At 34.5% G+C, this 20057-nt stretch carries 19 protein-coding genes, 1 tRNA gene, 1 other RNA gene and 2 pseudogenes; 11 read left to right on the forward strand and 12 right to left on the reverse strand.

Translation table 11 applies throughout. The annotated features are described in order from the left end of the window. Positions 1–314: 314 nt before the first annotated feature. The 6 genes from ADM90_RS11930 to ffs all read right to left on the reverse strand — a co-directional run bounded on the left by ADM90_RS11930 (position 315) and on the right by ffs (position 4031). On the reverse strand, positions 315–587 hold the full coding sequence (locus tag ADM90_RS11930) for a pro-sigmaK processing inhibitor BofA family protein (RefSeq protein ID WP_053995233.1): 273 nt from the start codon (positions 585–587) through the stop codon (positions 315–317). A gap of 75 nt (positions 588–662) precedes the next feature. Continuing rightward, on the reverse strand, positions 663–878 hold the full coding sequence (locus ADM90_RS11935; protein ID WP_053995234.1) for a YaaL family protein: 216 nt from the start codon (positions 876–878) through the stop codon (positions 663–665). Between the two features lie 13 nt (positions 879–891). After that, entirely contained in the window at positions 892–1488 is a 597-nt protein-coding gene (gene recR, locus ADM90_RS11940; protein ID WP_053995235.1) for a recombination mediator RecR, read from the reverse strand. Positions 1489–1499: 11 nt separating this feature from the next. Continuing rightward, positions 1500–1814: a YbaB/EbfC family nucleoid-associated protein gene (locus tag ADM90_RS11945; protein WP_053995236.1), complete on the reverse strand. Its 315-nt coding sequence runs from the start codon at positions 1812–1814 to the stop codon at positions 1500–1502. Between the two features lie 21 nt (positions 1815–1835). Beyond that, positions 1836–3620 (reverse strand): DNA polymerase III subunit gamma/tau, encoded by a 1785-nt coding sequence (gene dnaX / locus ADM90_RS11950; RefSeq protein ID WP_053995237.1) that lies wholly within the window; start codon positions 3618–3620, stop codon positions 1836–1838. A gap of 143 nt (positions 3621–3763) precedes the next feature. Beyond that, an RNA gene (ffs, locus tag ADM90_RS23840) (signal recognition particle sRNA large type) lies at positions 3764–4031 on the reverse strand. Positions 4032–4211: 180 nt separating this feature from the next. On the opposite strand from ffs, the gene ADM90_RS11955 reads away from it, so the two are divergent. After that, positions 4212–4304: transfer RNA gene (locus ADM90_RS11955), tRNA-Ser, on the forward strand. An 87-nt stretch (positions 4305–4391) separates the two neighbouring features. Here ADM90_RS11955 and ADM90_RS11960 read toward each other — a convergent pair. From ADM90_RS11960 to ADM90_RS11970, 3 genes are all read right to left on the reverse strand, one after another. Next, positions 4392–5864, reverse strand: a complete 1473-nt coding sequence (locus tag ADM90_RS11960) for an AraC family transcriptional regulator (protein ID WP_161804070.1) — start codon at positions 5862–5864, stop codon at positions 4392–4394. A gap of 157 nt (positions 5865–6021) precedes the next feature. Then, on the reverse strand, positions 6022–7350 hold the full coding sequence (locus ADM90_RS11965; protein ID WP_053995239.1) for an LLM class flavin-dependent oxidoreductase: 1329 nt from the start codon (positions 7348–7350) through the stop codon (positions 6022–6024). 13 nt (positions 7351–7363) lie between these two features. After that, entirely contained in the window at positions 7364–8344 is a 981-nt protein-coding gene (locus tag ADM90_RS11970) for an ABC transporter substrate-binding protein (protein WP_053995240.1), read from the reverse strand. Positions 8345–8529: 185 nt separating this feature from the next. Here ADM90_RS11970 and ADM90_RS11975 point away from each other — a divergent pair, with 185 nt between their 5' ends. From ADM90_RS11975 to ADM90_RS11985, 3 genes are all read left to right on the forward strand, one after another. Further along, positions 8530–9813, forward strand: a complete 1284-nt coding sequence (locus ADM90_RS11975) for an ATP-binding protein (RefSeq protein ID WP_053995241.1) — start codon at positions 8530–8532, stop codon at positions 9811–9813. A gap of 298 nt (positions 9814–10111) precedes the next feature. Beyond that, the gene (locus tag ADM90_RS11980) at positions 10112–10990 is read left to right on the forward strand and encodes a response regulator (protein WP_053995242.1); all 879 of its coding nucleotides are present in this window, start codon (positions 10112–10114) and stop codon (positions 10988–10990) included. A gap of 90 nt (positions 10991–11080) precedes the next feature. Next, complete coding sequence (locus ADM90_RS11985; RefSeq protein WP_053995243.1) at positions 11081–12355, forward strand: cation:dicarboxylate symporter family transporter; 1275 nt, start codon at positions 11081–11083, stop codon at positions 12353–12355. Positions 12356–12426: 71 nt separating this feature from the next. On the opposite strand, the pseudogene ADM90_RS23845 reads toward ADM90_RS11985, so the two are convergent. After that, positions 12427–12828, reverse strand: a pseudogene (locus ADM90_RS23845) (transposase); the annotation flags it as partial. Between the two features lie 361 nt (positions 12829–13189). Here ADM90_RS23845 and ADM90_RS11990 point away from each other — a divergent pair. Then, positions 13190–14314 carry an IS4 family transposase gene (locus ADM90_RS11990; protein WP_053994495.1) on the forward strand — a complete coding sequence of 375 codons (1125 nt, stop codon included), beginning with the start codon at positions 13190–13192 and terminating at the stop codon, positions 14312–14314. A gap of 375 nt (positions 14315–14689) precedes the next feature. Here the strand turns inward: ADM90_RS11990 and ADM90_RS11995 are convergent, their stop codons facing one another. Together ADM90_RS11995 and ADM90_RS12000 are read right to left on the reverse strand one after the other, a co-directional pair. Next, positions 14690–15658, reverse strand: a complete 969-nt coding sequence (locus tag ADM90_RS11995) for an alpha/beta fold hydrolase (protein WP_053995244.1) — start codon at positions 15656–15658, stop codon at positions 14690–14692. After that, positions 15651–16745, reverse strand: a complete 1095-nt coding sequence (locus ADM90_RS12000; protein ID WP_327037022.1) for an MFS transporter — start codon at positions 16743–16745, stop codon at positions 15651–15653. The genes ADM90_RS11995 and ADM90_RS12000 overlap by 8 nt, the downstream gene beginning before the upstream one ends. A gap of 454 nt (positions 16746–17199) precedes the next feature. On the opposite strand from ADM90_RS12000, the gene ADM90_RS12005 reads away from it, so the two are divergent. From ADM90_RS12005 to ADM90_RS12030, 6 genes and pseudogenes are all read left to right on the forward strand, one after another. Then, the gene (locus tag ADM90_RS12005) at positions 17200–17502 is read left to right on the forward strand and encodes a hypothetical protein (RefSeq protein WP_053995246.1); all 303 of its coding nucleotides are present in this window, start codon (positions 17200–17202) and stop codon (positions 17500–17502) included. A gap of 23 nt (positions 17503–17525) precedes the next feature. Then, positions 17526–17861: a hypothetical protein gene (locus ADM90_RS12010; protein ID WP_053995247.1), complete on the forward strand. Its 336-nt coding sequence runs from the start codon at positions 17526–17528 to the stop codon at positions 17859–17861. After that, positions 17858–18127 carry a hypothetical protein gene (locus tag ADM90_RS12015; RefSeq protein WP_053995248.1) on the forward strand — a complete coding sequence of 90 codons (270 nt, stop codon included), beginning with the start codon at positions 17858–17860 and terminating at the stop codon, positions 18125–18127. Before ADM90_RS12010 ends, ADM90_RS12015 begins: the two co-directional genes overlap by 4 nt. 50 nt (positions 18128–18177) lie before the next feature. Continuing rightward, positions 18178–18588 carry a hypothetical protein gene (locus ADM90_RS12020; RefSeq protein ID WP_053995249.1) on the forward strand — a complete coding sequence of 137 codons (411 nt, stop codon included), beginning with the start codon at positions 18178–18180 and terminating at the stop codon, positions 18586–18588. 147 nt (positions 18589–18735) lie between these two features. Continuing rightward, positions 18736–19104 (forward strand): annotated as a pseudogene (locus ADM90_RS12025) (cation:dicarboxylate symporter family transporter); the annotation flags it as partial. 161 nt (positions 19105–19265) lie between these two features. Continuing rightward, on the forward strand, positions 19266–19976 hold the full coding sequence (locus tag ADM90_RS12030) for a hypothetical protein (RefSeq protein ID WP_235473511.1): 711 nt from the start codon (positions 19266–19268) through the stop codon (positions 19974–19976). The last annotated feature ends 81 nt before the right edge of the window (positions 19977–20057 follow it).

The raw sequence follows: 20057 nt of genomic DNA on the forward strand, positions 1-20057 counted from the left end.
CTGAGCCAGGATCAAACTCTCCATAAAAAGAAATTTGATGTGCTCAAATTGTTTTGCTGGCATCCATTTTGATGTCCAAAATTTTTGTTTTGTTCACTAGCCAAAGCTAGCTACTTAAAACGTTATTGATTACGTTTTGCTTGTTCAGTTTTCAAGGTTCATTCATTTGCTATTATTCATTCCTCAATAGCAACTTTTATATAATATCATGTCTCAAACAAACCGTCAACATAAAAATTATTTATTTTTTGTTTCACGTTGTTATATTAGCGACTTTTATAACTATACCATAATATATTTATATTGCAAGTCTTTTATAAAAAAAACATTAAAGCTGTTATTCCTAAAACACCCGGGATGCCTAAAACTGCAATTGTTAGGACGGAAAATAGATTGATTGGTACATTATAGCCTATATAACCAATACCTAAATGAATCATAAACAATAATAGAAAAGCAAAGGCAAAGCGAAACCAAAATACAGATAATCCTTCTAATATTTTACCTAGCTTGGCATGTCTTATTATTACATAAAGAAAAAGAAGCCCCACAGGAACACAAATACTCATAATTACTAACCATGACATATGGTTACCTCCTTAAATAGAATAACTATGAAAGTTTATGTTTCCTGTTTTGCTTCTATGAATGCTTAAAAAAGGCTATTTTAATAATACTTTACGAATTCTAGCTTCCTTAAATAAATAAAAATGAATGCTTTCTGCTGCTTTTCGATGAGCAATAACCCTAAGATCATAGTCATCCATCAATTCTTCTATGACCTTTGCCTGTTGCAAATCCTCTTTTGTAGATTTGATAAGATTTACAAGCCTATCATCAAATTCTTTCTTTAACTTTCCTTTACTACGGAAGAACATATTAATCCCTCACTTAAAACTCCCGTCGACCTTCCATGGCCTTCGATAATGTTACCTCATCAGCGTATTCTAAATCTCCGCCTACCGGTAAGCCGTGTGCAATACGTGTTGTGCGAATACCCGATGGTTTTACAAGTCGAGATATATACATAGCCGTTGCCTCGCCCTCAATTGTTGAGTTCGTAGCTAAAATCAATTCCTGAACACTTTCATCTTGTAAACGGACTAGCAAGGAGGCAACGTTAATGTCCTCTGGCCCAATACCATCCATAGGTGAAATAGCACCTTGTAATACATGATACATACCGTTATAATCGCGCATTTTTTCCATTGCAATAACATCCTTTGTATCTTGCACAACACAGATAATAGAATGATCACGTTGCTTATCTGCGCAAATATGGCATGGATCGATATCCGTTATATTGCCACAGACAGAACAATAGATTAAATTACGTTTAGCATCAATTAATGCCTTCGAGAAAGATAATACATCGTCTTCTTTCATTGATAATACAAAAAACGCCAGACGAGCCGCGGTTTTCGGCCCGATACCTGGCAATTTCATAAAACTATCGATTAATTTGGATATTGGTTCTGGGTAGTACATTTAATGACCTCCTAGAATGGAAGGTTTAAGCCTTGTGTGAATTTACCCATTGTTGAGTTTGTTTTTTCTTCTACCTTTTTCAATGCTTCATTTGTCGCAATAACAATCAGATCTTGTAGCATTTCAATATCTTCCGGATCTACTACAGATTCATCGAGATTTACTTCTACTACTTCACGTTGACCAGACACAATCACTTTTACCATGCCGCCGCCAGCAGTGCCTTCAAATTGCTCTGCATTTAACGCTTCTTGTGCTTCCATCATTTCCTTTTGCATTTTTTGCATCTTCTTCATCATACCTTGCATATTTCCCATTCCACGCATAAATAGTTTCCTCCTAAAAATTTAATCTTCAATCACTTCAACAAAGTTTTTACCAAATAACTTTTCTGCCTCTGTCACAAGAGGATCCTGCGAGGCGAGAGGCTGAGCATCATCAATAAATGGTTCTTCTGGCATTTCAGCTAGTGGTGGCTCTAATAGCTCCTCCCCATGCTCTGAAGCAGTTGTTACTTTCTTTTGCTGCAAACCATGATCACGAATAAACTCTTCACGCATCTTTAACCAAGATTCCTCTGGTATACACAGCATCTCGTACATTGTACCACTTTGCCCAGCAATCAGTTGTGTAAAGTGGGCCTTTAAAGACTGATTATCAGCAACCATTTGGCAATGAATATCATACTTGAATTTTAACACAAAAGCACTTGAAGATGCCGCAACAGGTTCAGCTTCTGCTAAAAGAGCGGATTGCGATTTTTGCATTTGGCTTAACGCTTGTGCCCATACTGACTTAATGCGTTGTACATCTTGCTTGGTAGCATCTTTTAGTACCTCTTGGATACGGCCAGTTGGTGCTTTATAACCGTTTGGACTTTTCGCACGTGGTCGTTGCTCTTTTGGAGCTTGTGTTGCTGGTGGAGTTGCCCCTGTTTGTAATTGTAAAGATAGTTGTTGAACCATCTGCTCAAGTGCTACAATTTTATGAGCGAGTTCTGGACTTAACGCCATTTCGTTTGTTGCAGCACTCTGGTTTGCGCCCACTCCCGAAAACTGCACCATTTTCAGTAATGCTGTTTCTAAGTAGATCTTCGTATGGTGAGAGAATCGCATTTCTTGTTGGGTTTTTGCAAGTATATCTATATAACCATAGAGCATATCTGGTGCAAATTCATGCGCTAGTGTAAATACACGCTCTTCCGGTGACACAAGCTCTAATAACTCAGCTAAATCATCACTTGTCTGTAGTAATAATAAATCACGGAAAAATGTAATTAAATCTTCCGAGAGGCGGAGTGGGTCCTTGCCATCTGCAATTAACTGCTCTAAAAGTGCCAGCATTTGTGCAACATCTTTCGCTTTGAGTGCTTCAGCTAAATCATAAAAAATATCCTGACTGATAGAGCCTGTAACAAGTAAGGTATCCTCAAGCTTTAATTTTTCCCCGCTGAACGAAACTACTTGGTCTAATAAGCTTAATGCATCACGCATTCCTCCTGCAGCTGCTTGCGCTATCACCTTTAAGCCTTGTTCTTCGTAGGGTAACGCAATATCTTCTAAGACCACTTTCATCCGTTCAATAATATCATTAGTTGAAAGTCGCTTAAAATCGAAGCGCTGACAACGTGAAATAATGGTTGCTGGCAACTTATGAGGCTCTGTCGTTGCTAAAATAAATACAGCATGAGGGGGTGGTTCTTCTAATGTTTTTAACAGGGCGTTAAAGGCACTTGTAGAAAGCATATGCACTTCATCGATGATATACACCTTGTACCTACTACTTGCAGGTGCAAAGCGCACTTTTTCTATAACATCCCTAATCTCTTCAACACGTGAATTCGAAGCTGCATCAAATTCAATAACATCTGGGTGAGAGCCCTCTGTAATACTTAGACAAGTAGCGCATTCATTACAAGGTTCCTTAGATGGTGCATGTTCACAATTTAAAGCTTTAGCAAAGATTTTAGCTGTACTAGTCTTTCCTGTACCACGTGGCCCAGAAAATAGGTAGGCATGGGTTGTTTTATTCGCTAGGAGAGCATTTTGTAGCGTTCTTTTGACATGTGCTTGGCCAGACATTTCACGAAAAGATTGTGGTCGATACACACGGTAAAATGCTTGATACGTCACGGTTTCCCTCTCCCCTTCTCCATTAAATAGAATAGTTTTATTATAGCATTTGCTTCCTTATATATAAAATGAAGTGATGACATTAAAAATAAAAACGCATCCACCTAATAAGTAGGCGGATGCGTTGAATTGGCAATTTTATGCCGTGCACCTTTCCTTGACAGCCGCACATAAGCGTTACTCTTGTCGTTAGCTCAGATTAGGCAACCCCGCGGCACATGAATAAGGCCACTTAATGCTGCTTCCTTCCGGACCTGACATGGTTCATGGGTATCCATTGCGCAGGACCCAATCGTCAACACTACGTGCAAAAGGCAGACCAAACAATACGGACAGCCTCGAAAAAGGAATTCAGTCTCGCTAGAGCGGATTGCGAGTTACAGGACACCGCTACCTTCCCACCTAGCACGGCAATAACTAGTATACTGACTGTTTGTATAAATTGCAACTTAATACGCAAATTATTTATTTCCAATTTACTTTGGATCAATTTGAAATTCTTTAATTAAATATATTGACGTATACTTTTAATTATGTTAAATTTACTTTTGTCGATAAGACAACTGAGTTATATACTATGTTATATACTATGGAGGTATACCCAAGTCTGGCTGAAGGGATCGGTCTTGAAAACCGACAGGCGGGTAACACCGCGCGGGGGTTCGAATCCCTCTACCTCCTCCAGCTTTTAAATCCGACTACATATGTAGCCGTTTTTTTTTTGCTTAAATTTATAAAAATGCTCTATTTAGATAAGTCAGCTTGATTCATTCATTTTTCTAAAATATTGACTAATAATCCCTCTTTAGAAGCTGCTGTTGTTGAAGGAGCAAGTAATGTTGGTACTTCCCCTAATTGCCAATTCAATGTATAGACACTATTTGAAATGCCTTGATGTCTAAGAATGAATACTTGATTGCGCTGCACTGCCTTCAATTTATACCAATCTTTTATTAAAGTGAGCTCCTCTAGCCATCTATTAAATTCCCTTTCCCCGCCTATTACAATATAAATTCGATCAGCATCAATCTCTAATATTCGATTAAAGCTAATATCGATTCTTCGAAGATTGGTATGTATCTCTGTTGTCTCTAACATAAGTTTAGAAGGTGCAAATGGCATAACGTCATAAAATATTGGAAAAAACCTTGAGGCGTGTACCCAAACCTTTTGTTCATCGAGACGAATAATGGTAGCTGTCTGCGTGAATGGAAATTGAGTGGTACACCATTTTTTCACTAGCTGCCTAGTTTGTTCATACTGTGCTAAATAAGCACTGGCTTCCTTCACCTTTCCCAATACCCTAGCTATTCTTAATAGACGTTCATTAGGATGTATATCCCAAGGTATCACAATAACCGGTGCAAGCTGTTCAATTTTTAGTAGCTCTTCTTTACTCATAAAATCAGAAGCAATAATAATATCTGGTTGCAGCTCCTTAAGTATCTTTACATCACAATTCACATCTCCTATGCTTACAATACCAGAAATAGGTGTTTGTAATTGTCGTATTGTTGTCTGCAATGCACCAATAGGTGTCACTCCCAAAGCAAGCATTTCTCCAGCATAATACATTGTGACAATTTTAGAATTCAAATGTCTGAGGCGAACGTATTCTTTTGGAGAGCAGCCTACATTTTGTTTAAAACATCTAGTAAAATAATGTACATCGTTAATACCAATTTTATAGGATATTTTATGGACAGGATCATCTGTTTCAAGCAGTAACTCTTTAGAGCGATTAATACGATAATGATTTATATAATTTATAGGAGTTTTACCAGTTAATTTTTTAAAAACTCTTGTATACTGACGAATACTTATATTCGCTTGTTGGGCTAGTTGAATGGTTGTAAGTTTCTCCATGTAATGTTGATGAATATAAGAAATTGTGCGCTTGACCTCTAAAACGGAATCGCCTAATTCCTGATTAAATTGACAAGCCTCTATCACACGTAACAGCATTTGTTGAAATAAAAGTTGAGCTTTAAAGCGTTTCAACGTATCTGTTTCCGCTAGGCTATTATACAATTCATCTAAATCATTCACTAAGCTAGCAAATGGTTTGATACGAATTGACTTACCTCCCCATTCTGATATATCCTCTGACACCTGATTAGAGCTTACTTGCTGAAATTGAATAATATATCCTTGTGATTCCTTGTCCTCACCTATCATTTGAAATGAATGCTCACATGAGAGGAGGATACTATCTCCTTTGAGCAATAACAAATCATCTAACAATGAACATTTTATCCTACCCTTGGTAATAACGAGGAGACAATAATAGGCTGCCTCCCCATAAAAAGAAACTTCCTGAGCTTTTAAGCTAAACTGGGTCATTGTAGACATGTAAAAGAGATATGGTGTTATCTTCCTTTCATTTTTCATGATACATCACCTACTGATAAGTATTTTCAGGACAAGCAAGACCTAAATTTTCTCGTAATGTGCTTCCTTCATAGTCCTTTCGGAAAATGCCCCGTTCTTGTAAAGCTGGAATAACATGATCTACAAAATCGTCTAGGCCTGATGGTAAAATATGTGGAATAAATATAAAACCATCTGCACCTTCTTTTCTTAACCACTTCTCCATTTGATCAGCTATTTGCATAGGCGTTCCAACGAGCAGAAGATGACCAGTATTGGCCTCTAAATAAGTATAAAGTTCACGAATTGTTTTCCAACCCTTTTGCTCTGCTAGTTCTTTTAGTTTTCTATATTTCCCATTTATATCGCTACTGGATACTTCAGGTAGTGTATCATCTAGTGAAAGATCGCCAATATCTATTCCTAATAAATAAGCTAAGCGATCACGTCGAATATCTTCTAATCGTTCTAATTCCTGTATATATCGCTGCTTTTCATATGCCTCTTTTGCTGTTTTTCCAACAATTATTTGTAAACCTGGCATTATTAAAAGATCATTTTTGCCTCGCCCATATCTACCTAATCTACTTTTGACATTCTGATAAAATGCTTGTGCTTCAGATAGTGTATTTAACATGGTAAAAATAATATCGGCAGAACGTGCCGCTCGCTCCTTAAAAGCATCTGATTGCCCTGCCTGTATAATGACGGGATGACCCTGCGGTGGTCTGGCAACATTTAATGGTCCTTTTACAGAAAACCATTCACTTTCATGGTTTACAGCATGTATTTTTTCCGGATGTGCAAATATACCCGTGGTTTTATTTGCTACAATCGCGTCATTTCCCCAACTGTCCCATAAGGATTTCACAATATCTACAAACAGAGCAGAATGTTTGTCCCTTTCATCACTTGTAGGCCGATGATCCATTTTGAAATTACTAGCCTCAGAATCCCCCCTAGATGTCACAACATTCCAAGATGCACGTCCTTTACTGAGGTGATCTAGGGAGGCTAGCATTCGTGCAACATGATACGGTTCATTATAGGTTGTAGATAGAGTAGCTGCTAATCCAATATGCTCACTGACTGCTGACATAGCTGAGAGTAAAGTGATTGGCTCAAGCCATACATTAACAGTATGTGCAAATTCTTCAGGAGAGGTTGCAGAAACGCGGTATTGATCTGGCTGAAATACATAATCTAGCTTTCCTTGCTCGGCCTTTTTTATTAACTGCTTATACAATTGCCCTGGCTCCTCTAAATACAAGTTTGCAGAGGGATGTCTCCAGCCTCCGCTAGCAGCTCTGGGTGCAATAAGAGTTGTCGCTAATTTTAACGTTTTTTTATCGACGTTCATATCTATCTACCCCCTATTGTTCCAGTAACTGAAATACTTCATCTAATGCCCAATCGAATGTTGTTACATCCTTAATGGATATGCGATTCTGTATTTCATAAACCTTATTGTTTTTCACAGCAGGTAGGTATTTCCATATTCTGCTATTTTGAATATTTTCCAGAATAGCTCTTGATTCATCATCATTAACAATAAGGAAAATTCGATCAGCATTAAATTCTGGTAATAGCTCTAAAGAAACTACTTGGGGAGCAAATGCTTCATCCTTCTGAAGCTCTTTTTGTTTATCTGTCAATTCAAACTCATAGGCATCAAAGATAGTTGGGAATGTATCGCTATGGTATAAATAGATATCTTTTAATGCAAATTGGATCACAAGTGCCTTTTCTCCTTGTTCCTTAAGATTAGCTGCTTTAACGCGTATTTTTTTAACACGTTCTTGATAAGCAGTAATCCATTGCTTAGCTTGCTCCTGTTTATTCATAATTTCTCCTACGTCTCTCAAAGTTTGGAAGGGGTCACCAAAAAAGGCTGTTGCTACTGTCGGTGCAATTTTACTATACTGCTCAAGCTCTTCTGCTGTTGCCTTAGCATATACTAAAATTAAATCTGGCTGCAAAGATAGCACTTTTTCATAATCTCCCATAACACCTTCACCAACAATTTCAATATCCTTTTGCTCCTCTTCAGAATAGAAACGTAGTAAATTTTTTGTTGAACCAACTGGCTTTGTATTTAACGCTAGTAATTCACCCACTGACCATAGGGCTACGACTCTTTGTGGTTTATTAGGGATGGTAACCTCTCTTCCTAATACATCCGTATATTGACGTGTTTTTATAGACTCTGCCTCCTTATTTTCTGCCATTTTTTCAGGCTCTCCCTCTTCTAACTTCTGGCTAGATGTTGTATCGTTAGTACCGCATGCTGATAAAGAGAGTAACATCATAATGATTACTGCGTAAAAAGTAGATACTTTTAATAATTTACTCATGTTCAAACCTCCTATATATTGATAACGATTATCATTATCAATATTATTGAAAATATGAATGAAGTACAATAGAAGATAACGTCATTCTATTAGTGTAAAAAAACGACATGTACTATTTAAAATACTACTGAATAGGATGTCTTAATTTAGCAACAATTGATTTATACTAACAAAGGGGGGATTAGATGCATCTACCTAGAATATTTCTATCAAAAGCTTCCCTACTGTGGATAGTAATAATTGCTGTATTATGTGCTATTGCTGGAGAATTGAAATTTTATCCATTCAGCACTACGACCCTTCGATTCGGTCTCGGCAGCATTATGTTTTTTTTATGTATTTTAATTAAACCAACACCCATATTGGTTGCTGGTTTTGTTACAGGTGTGAGTACAATTCTATTTCGTATGGGGCTTGATTACTTTACACACGCTAGCTCTGTGTGGGCTAGTTTCTTGTCTCACTTACCTTCAGCTGCTTTTTATATCCTATTTTCTATTTGTTTACATTTCTTAAAAATTGAAAAGAATCGGGAAAAACCTTTGAAGTTAGGAATTCTTGTTGCACTAAGTGAAGTTAGTAGTAATATCACTGAACAATTGGTACGTTTTTTTATTCAAACTCATACGTTCCTAACAATATTTGACTTGCTTATTTTTTTTGTCGTTGCCTTTTTAAGAAGTTTTTTTGTTGTAGGGATTTATAGCTCTATTCTAATCGCAGAACAGAAAAAGCGTGTACGTGAAATGTTAAATATAGGATCAGATTTATATGTAGAAACACTTTATTTGAAAAAATCCATGAACCATATTGAAGCAATTACAGCGAATGGTTTCGATCTATACCGTCAATTAACAACTCAAGGGTTACGCCATGAAGGATTACAAGCACTTCATATTGCCCAGGAAATTCATGAAGTAAAGAAGGATTCTCAGCGTATTTATGCTGGGATTTCTAAAATTGTTGGAGAAAAAAACTTTGGCACCTTTTATTTGTCTGAATTATTACATTATATAGAGGACGGCAATCAAAAATATAGTGCTTCACTTGGTAAGGATATTGAATTTGATATTAAATATGATGATGACTTTCAAACGAATGAACATATTTCCTTACTTGCCCTTTTAAATAATTTAACCGCTAATGCCATTGAGGCTAGTACTGAACATGGTACGATCTCTATTGAGGTTCAACATAGAGACAATAACACCACCTTTATAGTTTTAGATAATGGACAAGGGATTCCACAAGAAGAGCAGTCTATTATTTTTGAGCCAGGTTATACCACAAAATATAGTGCTGAGGGTGTTGCCGCAACAGGTATCGGCCTTTCACATGTTGCGACATTAGTTGCAAAACTAAATGGTACTATTTCTGTCCAATCTACTTTTGGAACAACAATATTTACTGTTCATATTCCTACAAAGGCCATTCATTTAGGAGTATCAGCATTAGAGGACTTGAAATAAAAGAAACCCTCTAGTATGATGCTTGAGTGTAACAGACAATTGACTCATACATTTCCAGAAAGTGTTTATGTTACGGGCTCTAGTAGGCCACATCAGCCATATTGCCAAGCATAAATATAGCGCTTGCACTATCGATGATTGAAAACCTATGCTTCAAAATCACTTCCTTATATTTAACCGCTATGCGTTGCGAAAGATTATTAAATCAATCCATGTAAAATTATAATGGATGTACATGTTGAAAAAAATTTTCTGATACTCAAAAAATGTATCAGCATTTATAAAGGGAGAGACTTAAATGAGGTATTTTATTGTAGATGATGATCGTGCAAGTCGTGTTATGCTAAAGCAAATTATTGAAGATAGCGGATTAGGCACAGTGATTGGTGAGGCTTGTAATGGCGAAGATGCCATACCACAAATTTTAATGACACAGCCTGAGTTTGTGTTAATTGATTTACTGATGCCAAAGCTTGATGGAATTGCAACAGTTGAGCAATTGATGCAAAATCGCTTTGAAGGGTTATTTATTATGATTTCCCAGGTTGTCAACAAGGAAATGGTTGGTGAGGCATATGAGAAAGGAATAGAATTTTTCATTCATAAGCCAATTAATCGTATTGAGGTTGAAAATGTGTTAAAAAAAACAACTGAGCAATTTCGGCTTAAAAATTCCTTATTAGTCATACGTCAATCACTTACCAATATTGAGCTAAGTGAACAAAAGGCTCATAAAGCAACAGCGCGAGACCATATTCAATCTATTTTAAATGATATGGGGATTGTCGGTGAAATTGGTAGTGAGGATATTGTTGCCATTATTGAAACATTACTAGCGCACCAACACAAAATTGCACCACTCCCTCCTTTAAAGGAGCTTTATGAGGAAATTGCTGCTATTACAAAAACAACACCCGATGAAATATTAAAGGAAAGTAAGGCTATCGAGCAGCGTATTCGTCGCACAATATTAGCTGCTATGATTAATCTTGCTAACTTAGGCGTTGTTGATTATACAAACTCAGAATTTGAATATTATGCCCCTCGTTATTTTGATTTTAAAGAAATTCGTCAGCTCATGACTCAGATTGAAGATCATAAAAATCGTAAAGCAAAGGTAAATATTAAGAAGTTTATTCAAGTATTATATTCAGACATTTTAACAAAAGTAAATTAATTTTATCGGATTTTGTCGGATTCCATAAGTCCTCCGTATTATTAAAATAAGGCATGTCCTAAAAATTTAATAATAGGGGGTACGAGGGACTTGAAAAAGAAATTTAAAATTAGTTTAGCCACTCAAATTTTACTTGGTTTAGTTTTAGGGATCATCGTTGGTGGTATCTTTTATGGAAACCCCAAGATTGAAACATATTTACAGCCATTAGGGGATATCTTTTTACATCTAATTAAAATGATTGTTGTACCGATTATTATTTCAACACTAATCGTTGGTGTAGCTGGTACTGGGGATATGAAACAGCTTGGACGACTGGGCGGAAAATCAATTATTTATTTTGAAATTATTACAACAGTAGCGATTGTCGTTGGACTACTTTCCGCCAACTTATTCCAACCTGGTGCAGGGCTAAACATGAACGAACTATCTCAAGGGGATATTTCAAAATATGTCACAACAACAGAGGAAGTTCAGCATGAGGGACCCTTTGATATTATTGTAGGCATTGTGCCAACAAATATTATTCAATCTATGGCTGAAGGCAATATGCTTGCGATTATCTTCTTCTCTGTTATTTTTGGTTTAGGGGTTGCTGCAATTGGTGAACGAGGAAAGCCAGTCTTAGATTTCTTCCAAGGGGTAGCAGATGCAATGTTTTGGGTAACAAACCTTGTGATGAAATTTGCTCCATTTGGTGTATTTGGGTTAATTGGTGTAACCGTTTCCAAATATGGGTTTGCTTCATTAATACCACTTGGTAAACTAGCGATTCTTGTTTATGCAACAATGCTATTCTTTATCTTTGTTGTGCTTGGACTTGTAGCAAAATTTGCTGGCATTAGCATCTTCTACTTAATTAAAGTCTTGAAGGATGAGTTAATTCTAGCCTTCTCAACAGCAAGTTCTGAAGCTGTATTACCACGTATTATGATGAAAATGGAGAAATTAGGTGCACCAAAGGATATCGTTTCCTTTGTTATACCAACAGGGTACTCCTTTAACTTAGATGGTTCAACGTTATACCAAGCCATTGCCGCATTATTTATTGCGCAAATGTACGGTATTCACCTAAGCATTGGTGAACAAATTACGTTAATGCTTGTATTAATGGTTACATCTAAAGGTATTGCAGGTGTACCAGGAGTGTCATTCGTCGTTCTTTTAGCAACATTAGGTACTGTTGGCATTCCACTTGAAGGTTTAGCATTTATCGCAGGTATTGACCGTATTCTCGATATGGGACGTACAGTCGTTAACGTAATTGGTAACTCATTAGCATCATTAGTGATGGCTAAATGGGAAGGCCGTTTCGATCAGGAAAAAATGAAAAATTACTTTAAAGAGAATGAAAATTTAGCGTAATTTAAAAAAATCCTCAAGATGTTGGATGGCATCGTGAAGTGATCCCTAAAAGTTAGACACGGTTATTTCATTTAGGCTGCTTGGGTAAGCTGAGTTCGGTATTGTACCGGACTCAGTTTTAATTTTGCCTTAATTCGTTTCGTGTTGTAATACGTTATATAGTTTTCGAGTTCCAATTTAAAATGCTCAACACTTTCGAACTCCTTCAAATAAAGGAATTCCGATTTCAAAATCCTAAAGAAATTCTCCATCACTGATTTGTCATAACAGTTGCCTTTACGTGACATACTTTGCACAATGCCTTTTCATGCAAGTGCATGACGGTATTGCTTCATTTGATAATGCCCGCCTTGATCGGAATGCATCAGTAATTGGCGTTCTTCTGGTAACTTCTCTAATGCTTTCTCCAACATTTCTGAAACAAGTGAATACGTTGGTCGATAACCAATTGTGTAAGTAATAATCTCTCCGCTGTTTGTAAATATCATATGTTAAAGGCGAAAATATGAATAAACTTTGCATTGTAAAATCAATTTAATTCAAGTGATCCGTTAATTTTCATTGAAAAATCATATTAGAATGTATTTTAGATGGTACGAAAGAGTTAAAAACCTATATCCTCATTTTTCGGTCCTATAACATGTTCATCATTTTCTTCTAAAATTTCTACGGGAATAGTATTAATCATAAATATATCTCCACTAGTGTCGCATTAAAATGATTCACCTTTATTGAATAAATTAAATTTTCTGTAATTTTATTTATGCACAAAAAAATCCTTTATAATGGTTGGGCGGTAGTAAACCATCCAAATCCAAAATAAAGGACATACGCATGGATAAGTTTACACGAAAAACATCATTTGAACAATGGCTTTCGCCGATTTCCACTACACAATTAGAAGAACTGGTTGAAGCCCATCAATTAAATTACTATACAAAGAAGCTACACATCGCTTCATTTTTGAAATTACTCCTGTTTGCGCAGTTGAATGAAACAGAAAGTCTGCGTGCAGTCAGTGAGACATTGTTTTCAGATGACCTTCAAAAAGCAACAGAATTAGATTCCATCAGCTTTTCGCAATTAGGACGCCGATTAAATCAAGTGCCGACAGAGGTATTCCAACAGATATTTTTAGATTTAGTTATCCAAATTCATGAAAAGTCTCAGTATGAACAACGTCGTAAAAACACGACACCGCTGAAAATCATTGATTCGAGTACGTTACCATTGAATTTAAACAACCATAAATGGGCGGAGTTTCGCAAAACAAAATCAGGAATCAAGCTTCATTTGCGCCTTGTATACTTAGAAAAAGGCTGTTCCTATCCAGACAAAGCGGTTTTAACAAACGCGATTGAACATGATCGTGGTCAACTAGAGGTACTCGTTGATGACAAGGATTGCCTTTACGTTTTTGACCGTGGTTACTTAGATTATGAGCGATTTGACCGCATGACGGACGATGGTTATTTTTTCGTTTCGCGCTTACGAAAAAACGCGGTTATCCGTGTAATCGAGCCGTTTGAGCTGCCAGAAGATTCACTTGTTTCATCCGATGAAATGGTGATCATTGGCACAACACAAAATCGAGCAGAAAATGTCTTTCGTCTTATCAAAGTATTGGATTCAAAAGGAAACGAACTGCAGCTTATCACAAATCGTTTCGACCTAAGTGCGGATGAAATCGCTGAACTGTACAAATCACGCTGGGCAATTGAGCTGTTTTTCAAATGGCTAAAGCAGCACTTGAACATCAAAAAGTTCTACGCACAAAGCGAACAAGGCGTTCATAATCAAGTGTACATCGCGATGATTGTGTATTGTTTACATGTCCTGGCACAACTGAACACAAACAGCTCGAAAACGTACTTGAAAATCAGTCGTTTACTCAAAGCATCCCCGTGGAAATCGGCTCACTTATGGATACGAAAAATCGGTGGGAAAGTGGTCCCCTAAAGGTTTTTCCGCTTCTGTTACTCAGATTAAAGGTTATAGTAAAAAAATGGATGATTACTACCTCTGTCCAAGTGTCTTTGTTTTTCTTCTAAAATGGAAAATAAATAAAACAGAAAATTCAATTAAAATTCACGCGACGCTAGTGATATATCTCCTAAAATAATATTTATATTAAGTTCTCTCACATATATGTTTTGTCATTCTAATAAGTTTTTCTTCAACTATAAAACCAGACTTACTAAAAAGTCTTTTGGTCCTTCATCACTTCTAATTGTTGATAAATACATTTGATTTATCTCAATGTTGTTTAAATTTTTTCTAATTCAAATTGAACAAAAAAGATAGTGGCAATATTTCTTTTATAAAATACACTCTTTAATTGAAGCTATCAGCCTCATGTGTTGATTGAATAAAATTAATCAATGCCTTTAAAAATTCTTTTGGTTGATCCGTCATTGCTTTGTGTCCTGCATTTTCTAAAAGAACTAGCTCCTTTTTAGGTGCGCTAATATCGTTAAAGAAGTTAATTTGATGTTGAACAGGAACAACCCAATCTTTTTGCCCCAATATTAAACAGAATGGAATCCTATAATTTAAAGAATAATTATAAGCACTGAACATTCCTAAAAATTTAAAAATTTCATCTTGATTAGAACTAACTCTTTTTTGAATTGTCAAATCTTCAGGAATATATATTGGACTGTTAAGTAATTCTTCCTTCTTGCTCATTCCGGAATTGGAATTTTCAAAAAACATTCCGTAGTCTTCTATATACTGATGAAATTTATCTAATTTCTCTCTAATATTCGATAAATTTTTACCTGGATAATCCTTTCCTAATTCAGATAATTTTTTTAATCCCTCTGCATTTTTTTCTTTAAGTAATCTTTTATGCAATTCTTGATAAACAACGTGTTCGTCTTTCTGAGTATCTATGAGTTGTCCAGTTCCACAATAAAATAAAATATCTTTAGGAAAATGATTTACATAATATAACCCCGGAACAGTCCCCCAAGATCTTGCTATAATTCCTATCTTTCCCTTATTAAACTTTCGCTTTAAATATTCAATAAGTGATTTCAAACTATCAATAATGTATTCAAAAGTTGGAATAAAATCTGGATTTTTTATAGCCGTCCTTCCAGCACCTGGTTGGTCCCAAAACACTACGTTAAAATGCTTAAACCACTCTTTAAATATATATGAGCGTGTACCATATGCAGCTCCTGGCCCCCCATGTAAAAATATAATTAACGGTTGTTCACTATTTTTACCATTGATTGAAATAAATTGTTCTATTCCATTTAATCGTATGTATTTATTTTCATTAATAGTATTATCCAATTAAATTCCCTCTCTTTGTATCCCATATTTTTATAATTATAACTGTAACTAATCCGAAGGCTCCTATTACAAATAAGGCATATTTAACTAGTGATGCTAGTATCAAAGGAAATAAAAGCTGTCCGAGTGGTGTTAAAACACCAGCAATTAAAAAAACAACCCCAAACACTTTGCTAATATTATCCTCTTCAACACTCAATTGTAATTTTGTGAAAAATTCAACATCAAAAATTGTTGTACTTAACCCTATAATAAATCCTCCTGTTATACAACCAATCATAGAAAAAGAACTAATAATAATACCGGTCATTATCAATAATACTGGAGTCCATAACGGAATAGATATTTTTTTCTTATCAAAAAATTGAAGTAATAAAGGAGCTATTAAAGCACCAATAGCAGTAGTTGTAAGAATCATACTATACCCAAAATCAGAACCCATATACTCAATAACAAACATAGGCATAAAAATGTCATACCCTCCAATAAAAATATTGGCGATGCTAACTAATATTAATGTGTTGATAATCAAAGGGCTATTTTTAATTACTAAGAAACCTTGCTGTAATTGCTCTATAAAAGTTGAAAAACTTAACTTACTTTTAATCTTATTACTAGTAGAATACTTAAAATTCATTTCGAGAATTGCAGAAACTAAGAAAGAAATACCATTAAATAAGAAAAATAATTCCGGTTTAATATATAAAATTAATATATTTGCTAAAACTGGAGATATTAACTTAATTATTTGTTTTAGTATCGCTTGAACTCTATTAATAGATTTTATTTCTGAATTTTCGAAAATATTCTTGAAAATTCCTTTACTAGCTATAGCATATAATGATTTAATTAATCCCAAAACTAAGCTAGTAATAGCAATAACTATTAAAGAAAAGCCATATTCAATTAATATTAGAAATGCTGCAAAACATGCTGCAGAACTAATTAAATCTGTAATAATCATTATTTTCTTTTTATTGAAGATATCAGCTAAAACGCCTGGAATAAAGGATAATATTGCTATAACCATAGCAGGTATACCTATAATCGCACCCAGAATTTGAGCATCGCCAGTTTCTTTTACAATCCACTATTTCACAACGAAATCAAACATTTGAGTTCCTATCATTGTAATAGAAAAGGCCAAAATAAAATATTTTCTATTCATAAAAAGCTCCTTTAATATTGATTTATAGAATTTTACCATAAAAAACGTAAGAATTTTTATTTATTTAAAAAAATTCCAAAAAAAAATATAAATACTAAAAAAAGTATTTACTTTTTTCGTAAATTATTGGTTAAATTTTAATTAAGAGAATTATTAAAGTAATTTTCTGTATATTTAAAAAGGGGGTTGTCGCTATGTCTTTCGATAATTTATTAGAAGATTTAAACAAAGCTTCAGAAACTACATTAGAACAAACTGCTTCGCTTTGTTCAGTCTAACTATTAAAGTTAGTCAACTAATCTAAAACAAAAAAGTACCGATTCAAGGATGTCTTCACTTTGAATCGGTTTCTTATTGTAGAAAGGAATAATATATGACATCTAATATAGAGAATGAAATCGGTTTTATTCTTCCAGATGCTAATTTTTTTTCTGAAATTTGTGATTGGAAGGGAGAGGAATTCGGAGGCTGGATTTCACCTTTTGTTGTTCAAAGATCTTCGGTATTTTTAGACACAAAAAATTTCAAATTATATAGAAATAACAAAGTTTTATCTTTAGTTACAAACGCTAGCTTAAAAGAGCCTAATATGAATAAAGTTATGTTTAAAATCGGTAAATACGAAGACAATTTCAGGAAAGAATTTAATGTTTTCTTTAAAAGAGGTAAGACATAGACGACTATTTAAATGAAATTTTTTTGCTTGCTGGAGAAGAAAATTTAACTAAAAATTTAATTTCTCAACTTGTTATGAAACAGAAAAGGTATAAAAGATATTTCATTGAAGATAATACAAAAATTTTTATAAGCATAGATTCCATTTCTTATTTTAGGCCTGAGGATTTAAATAATATCATCGGAACTATATATATTTGTGAAATAGAAACAGCTGAGATTTCTGTATCTGTATTCGTTGAAGAAAAAATTAAAGAGCTTATAAATATTATAAAAACTAAATACAGAGGTATATCATCAAATAAGTCAAAATATGAACATGGATTGGCATTTTTGAGCACTCTGGAGGAAGCAAAATGACTATTCTAGATGAGTATAAATCTTTTATAAATTTATTAGAAGAATGCAAAACAAAATATGGTGAATTTAGTAATTCCACTCTTATCGTTAAATTATCTATTTATATCTTTTTAATTGAAAATAGTAATTTAAAGCCTTTTCAATATAGAATAGAATTACTTAACGATATAATCAAGCAATATAACGATGCTCCGTTATTATCTACACGTCCTCCTGTGATGATTGATAATGATGGGAGGACGCTTTTATTTTTATTCCTGATATAAATGATCAATATGATAGACATAAAAATGAAATTAAGACCCGCATCATTAATATGGACATGCCTGAACAATTTAATAACATAAAAATTAATAATTGGTATATATACGTAACCACTCTAGATGATAAAATTTTGATTCTAGATAGTCCTCAAACTACCACAGAATTAATTACTGGTAGAAAAAACAATTTGTGGGGGGACGTACAACCTGAACATCCTCTTTTATTATGCGATTACGAAAATCTTATAGTTAAATCTGCTGGAGAAATGTTAGTAACAAATGATAAGGTAAGTGATGATATGCACATTCTAATCAACAATAAATCTGGCCATTTTAAACCTAATGTTTCTAGTATAAAAATCACAAAGACGTTAATAAAGAAATATTTAAATATCTTAGATGATAAGATTCATACAATTCCTTTTGATTTTGAAGATTCCTTTAAGAAAAAAAAACAAGTATAACTTATTGAACTAAAACCTGAATAAGTATACGGTAAGCCCGATATCAAACCACACATATTTTTTCGATACGCCTCCCAATACTATTAAGGTATAAATTCTAGGGAGGTTTTTCTTATGCCAACAAACAAAATGCATTTGCAAAAGAGGTCAATCAACCTAGATGGCTCAACGCTCTATCAAGCAATCGCTGCATTATTTATTGCGCAAATGTACGGTATTCACCTAAGCATTGGTGAACAAATTACGTTAATGCTTGTATTAATGGTTACATCTAAAGGTATTGCAGGTGTACCAGGAGTGTCATTCGTCGTTCTTTTAGCAACATTAGGTACTGTTGGCATTCCACTTGAAGGTTTAGCATTTATCGCAGGTATTGACCGTATTCTCGATATGGGACGTACAGTCGTTAACGTAATTGGTAACTCATTAGCATCATTAGTGATGGCAAAATGGGAAAACCGTTTCGATCAGGAAAAAATGAAAATTTACTTTAATGATAATGAAAATTTAGCGTAAAAGATAAATATATTTTTATAGAGCTACCATCAAAAAGTCATTTTTATTACTTTTTGATGGTAGCTCATTTGGTAAAAAAGTAATATTTTGTATTCAAGGATTGGAAATGGATTTTTTTAGTGTTAATATATAAATGTAGTAAATAAATATATACTATAGGAGTGGTAAAATTGAAGAGAAAAATACGTTTAACTACAGCAACTGTTTTATGTACAACAATGTTATCGATCCCTTTATTTTCACCAGTTTCTGCTCAAGTAAGTAACTCAAAAGAAATGTTTGCATTAAGTCAAGATCAGTTAAATGCACCTATTAATCTTTTAGAAGATAATCCTATACCAGGTGTTATTATTAAAGATATCACTAGAGAAGAGTATGTACAAAATGTTGCAGAAAATGAAAATATCACTTACGAAGAGGCAAATCAGTTAGTTTCGACAAGAACTGCCCAAAGTTTGCAGTCTATAAATAATGACAGAGGTACTGAGGTACAAGCAAGTAACATTATTTGGAGACAAGCTTCATGGACACAAGCATATTCTAAAAACCCTAATTATAAAGCTACTTTAGTGGCTTCTTTTGAAATTTACACTAGCGGCTCCTTCAGACAAATTAATAGTGCTACTGTTGGTTCTTCTCTTGCTGCTGGACAATACTCGCCGACATGGCAACAAAGTAATTCTTGGAAAACTACAGCTTATCCTGTTACAACAGCCACAGTTGGAGTAACTGGTAATTTTTATGAGGTTTATAATAACTCAGCTGGTATTAGTGGTGGACTCCCTGGCTTTAATGTAAGTGTTTCAACTAGTTCCAGTGTTACTTATGTTTCACAGCCTATGACGATTCAACGAGAATATTCGGTTTATTAATTTATGAAAAAAAAGTTTATCATAATCCTATTTTGTTTGATATTATCAGGATGCAGTCCTAAATTTGATCAGACTGAATCT

The organism is Lysinibacillus macroides (assembly GCF_001281525.1).
GTDB lineage: Bacteria > Bacillota > Bacilli > Bacillales_A > Planococcaceae > Lysinibacillus > Lysinibacillus macroides.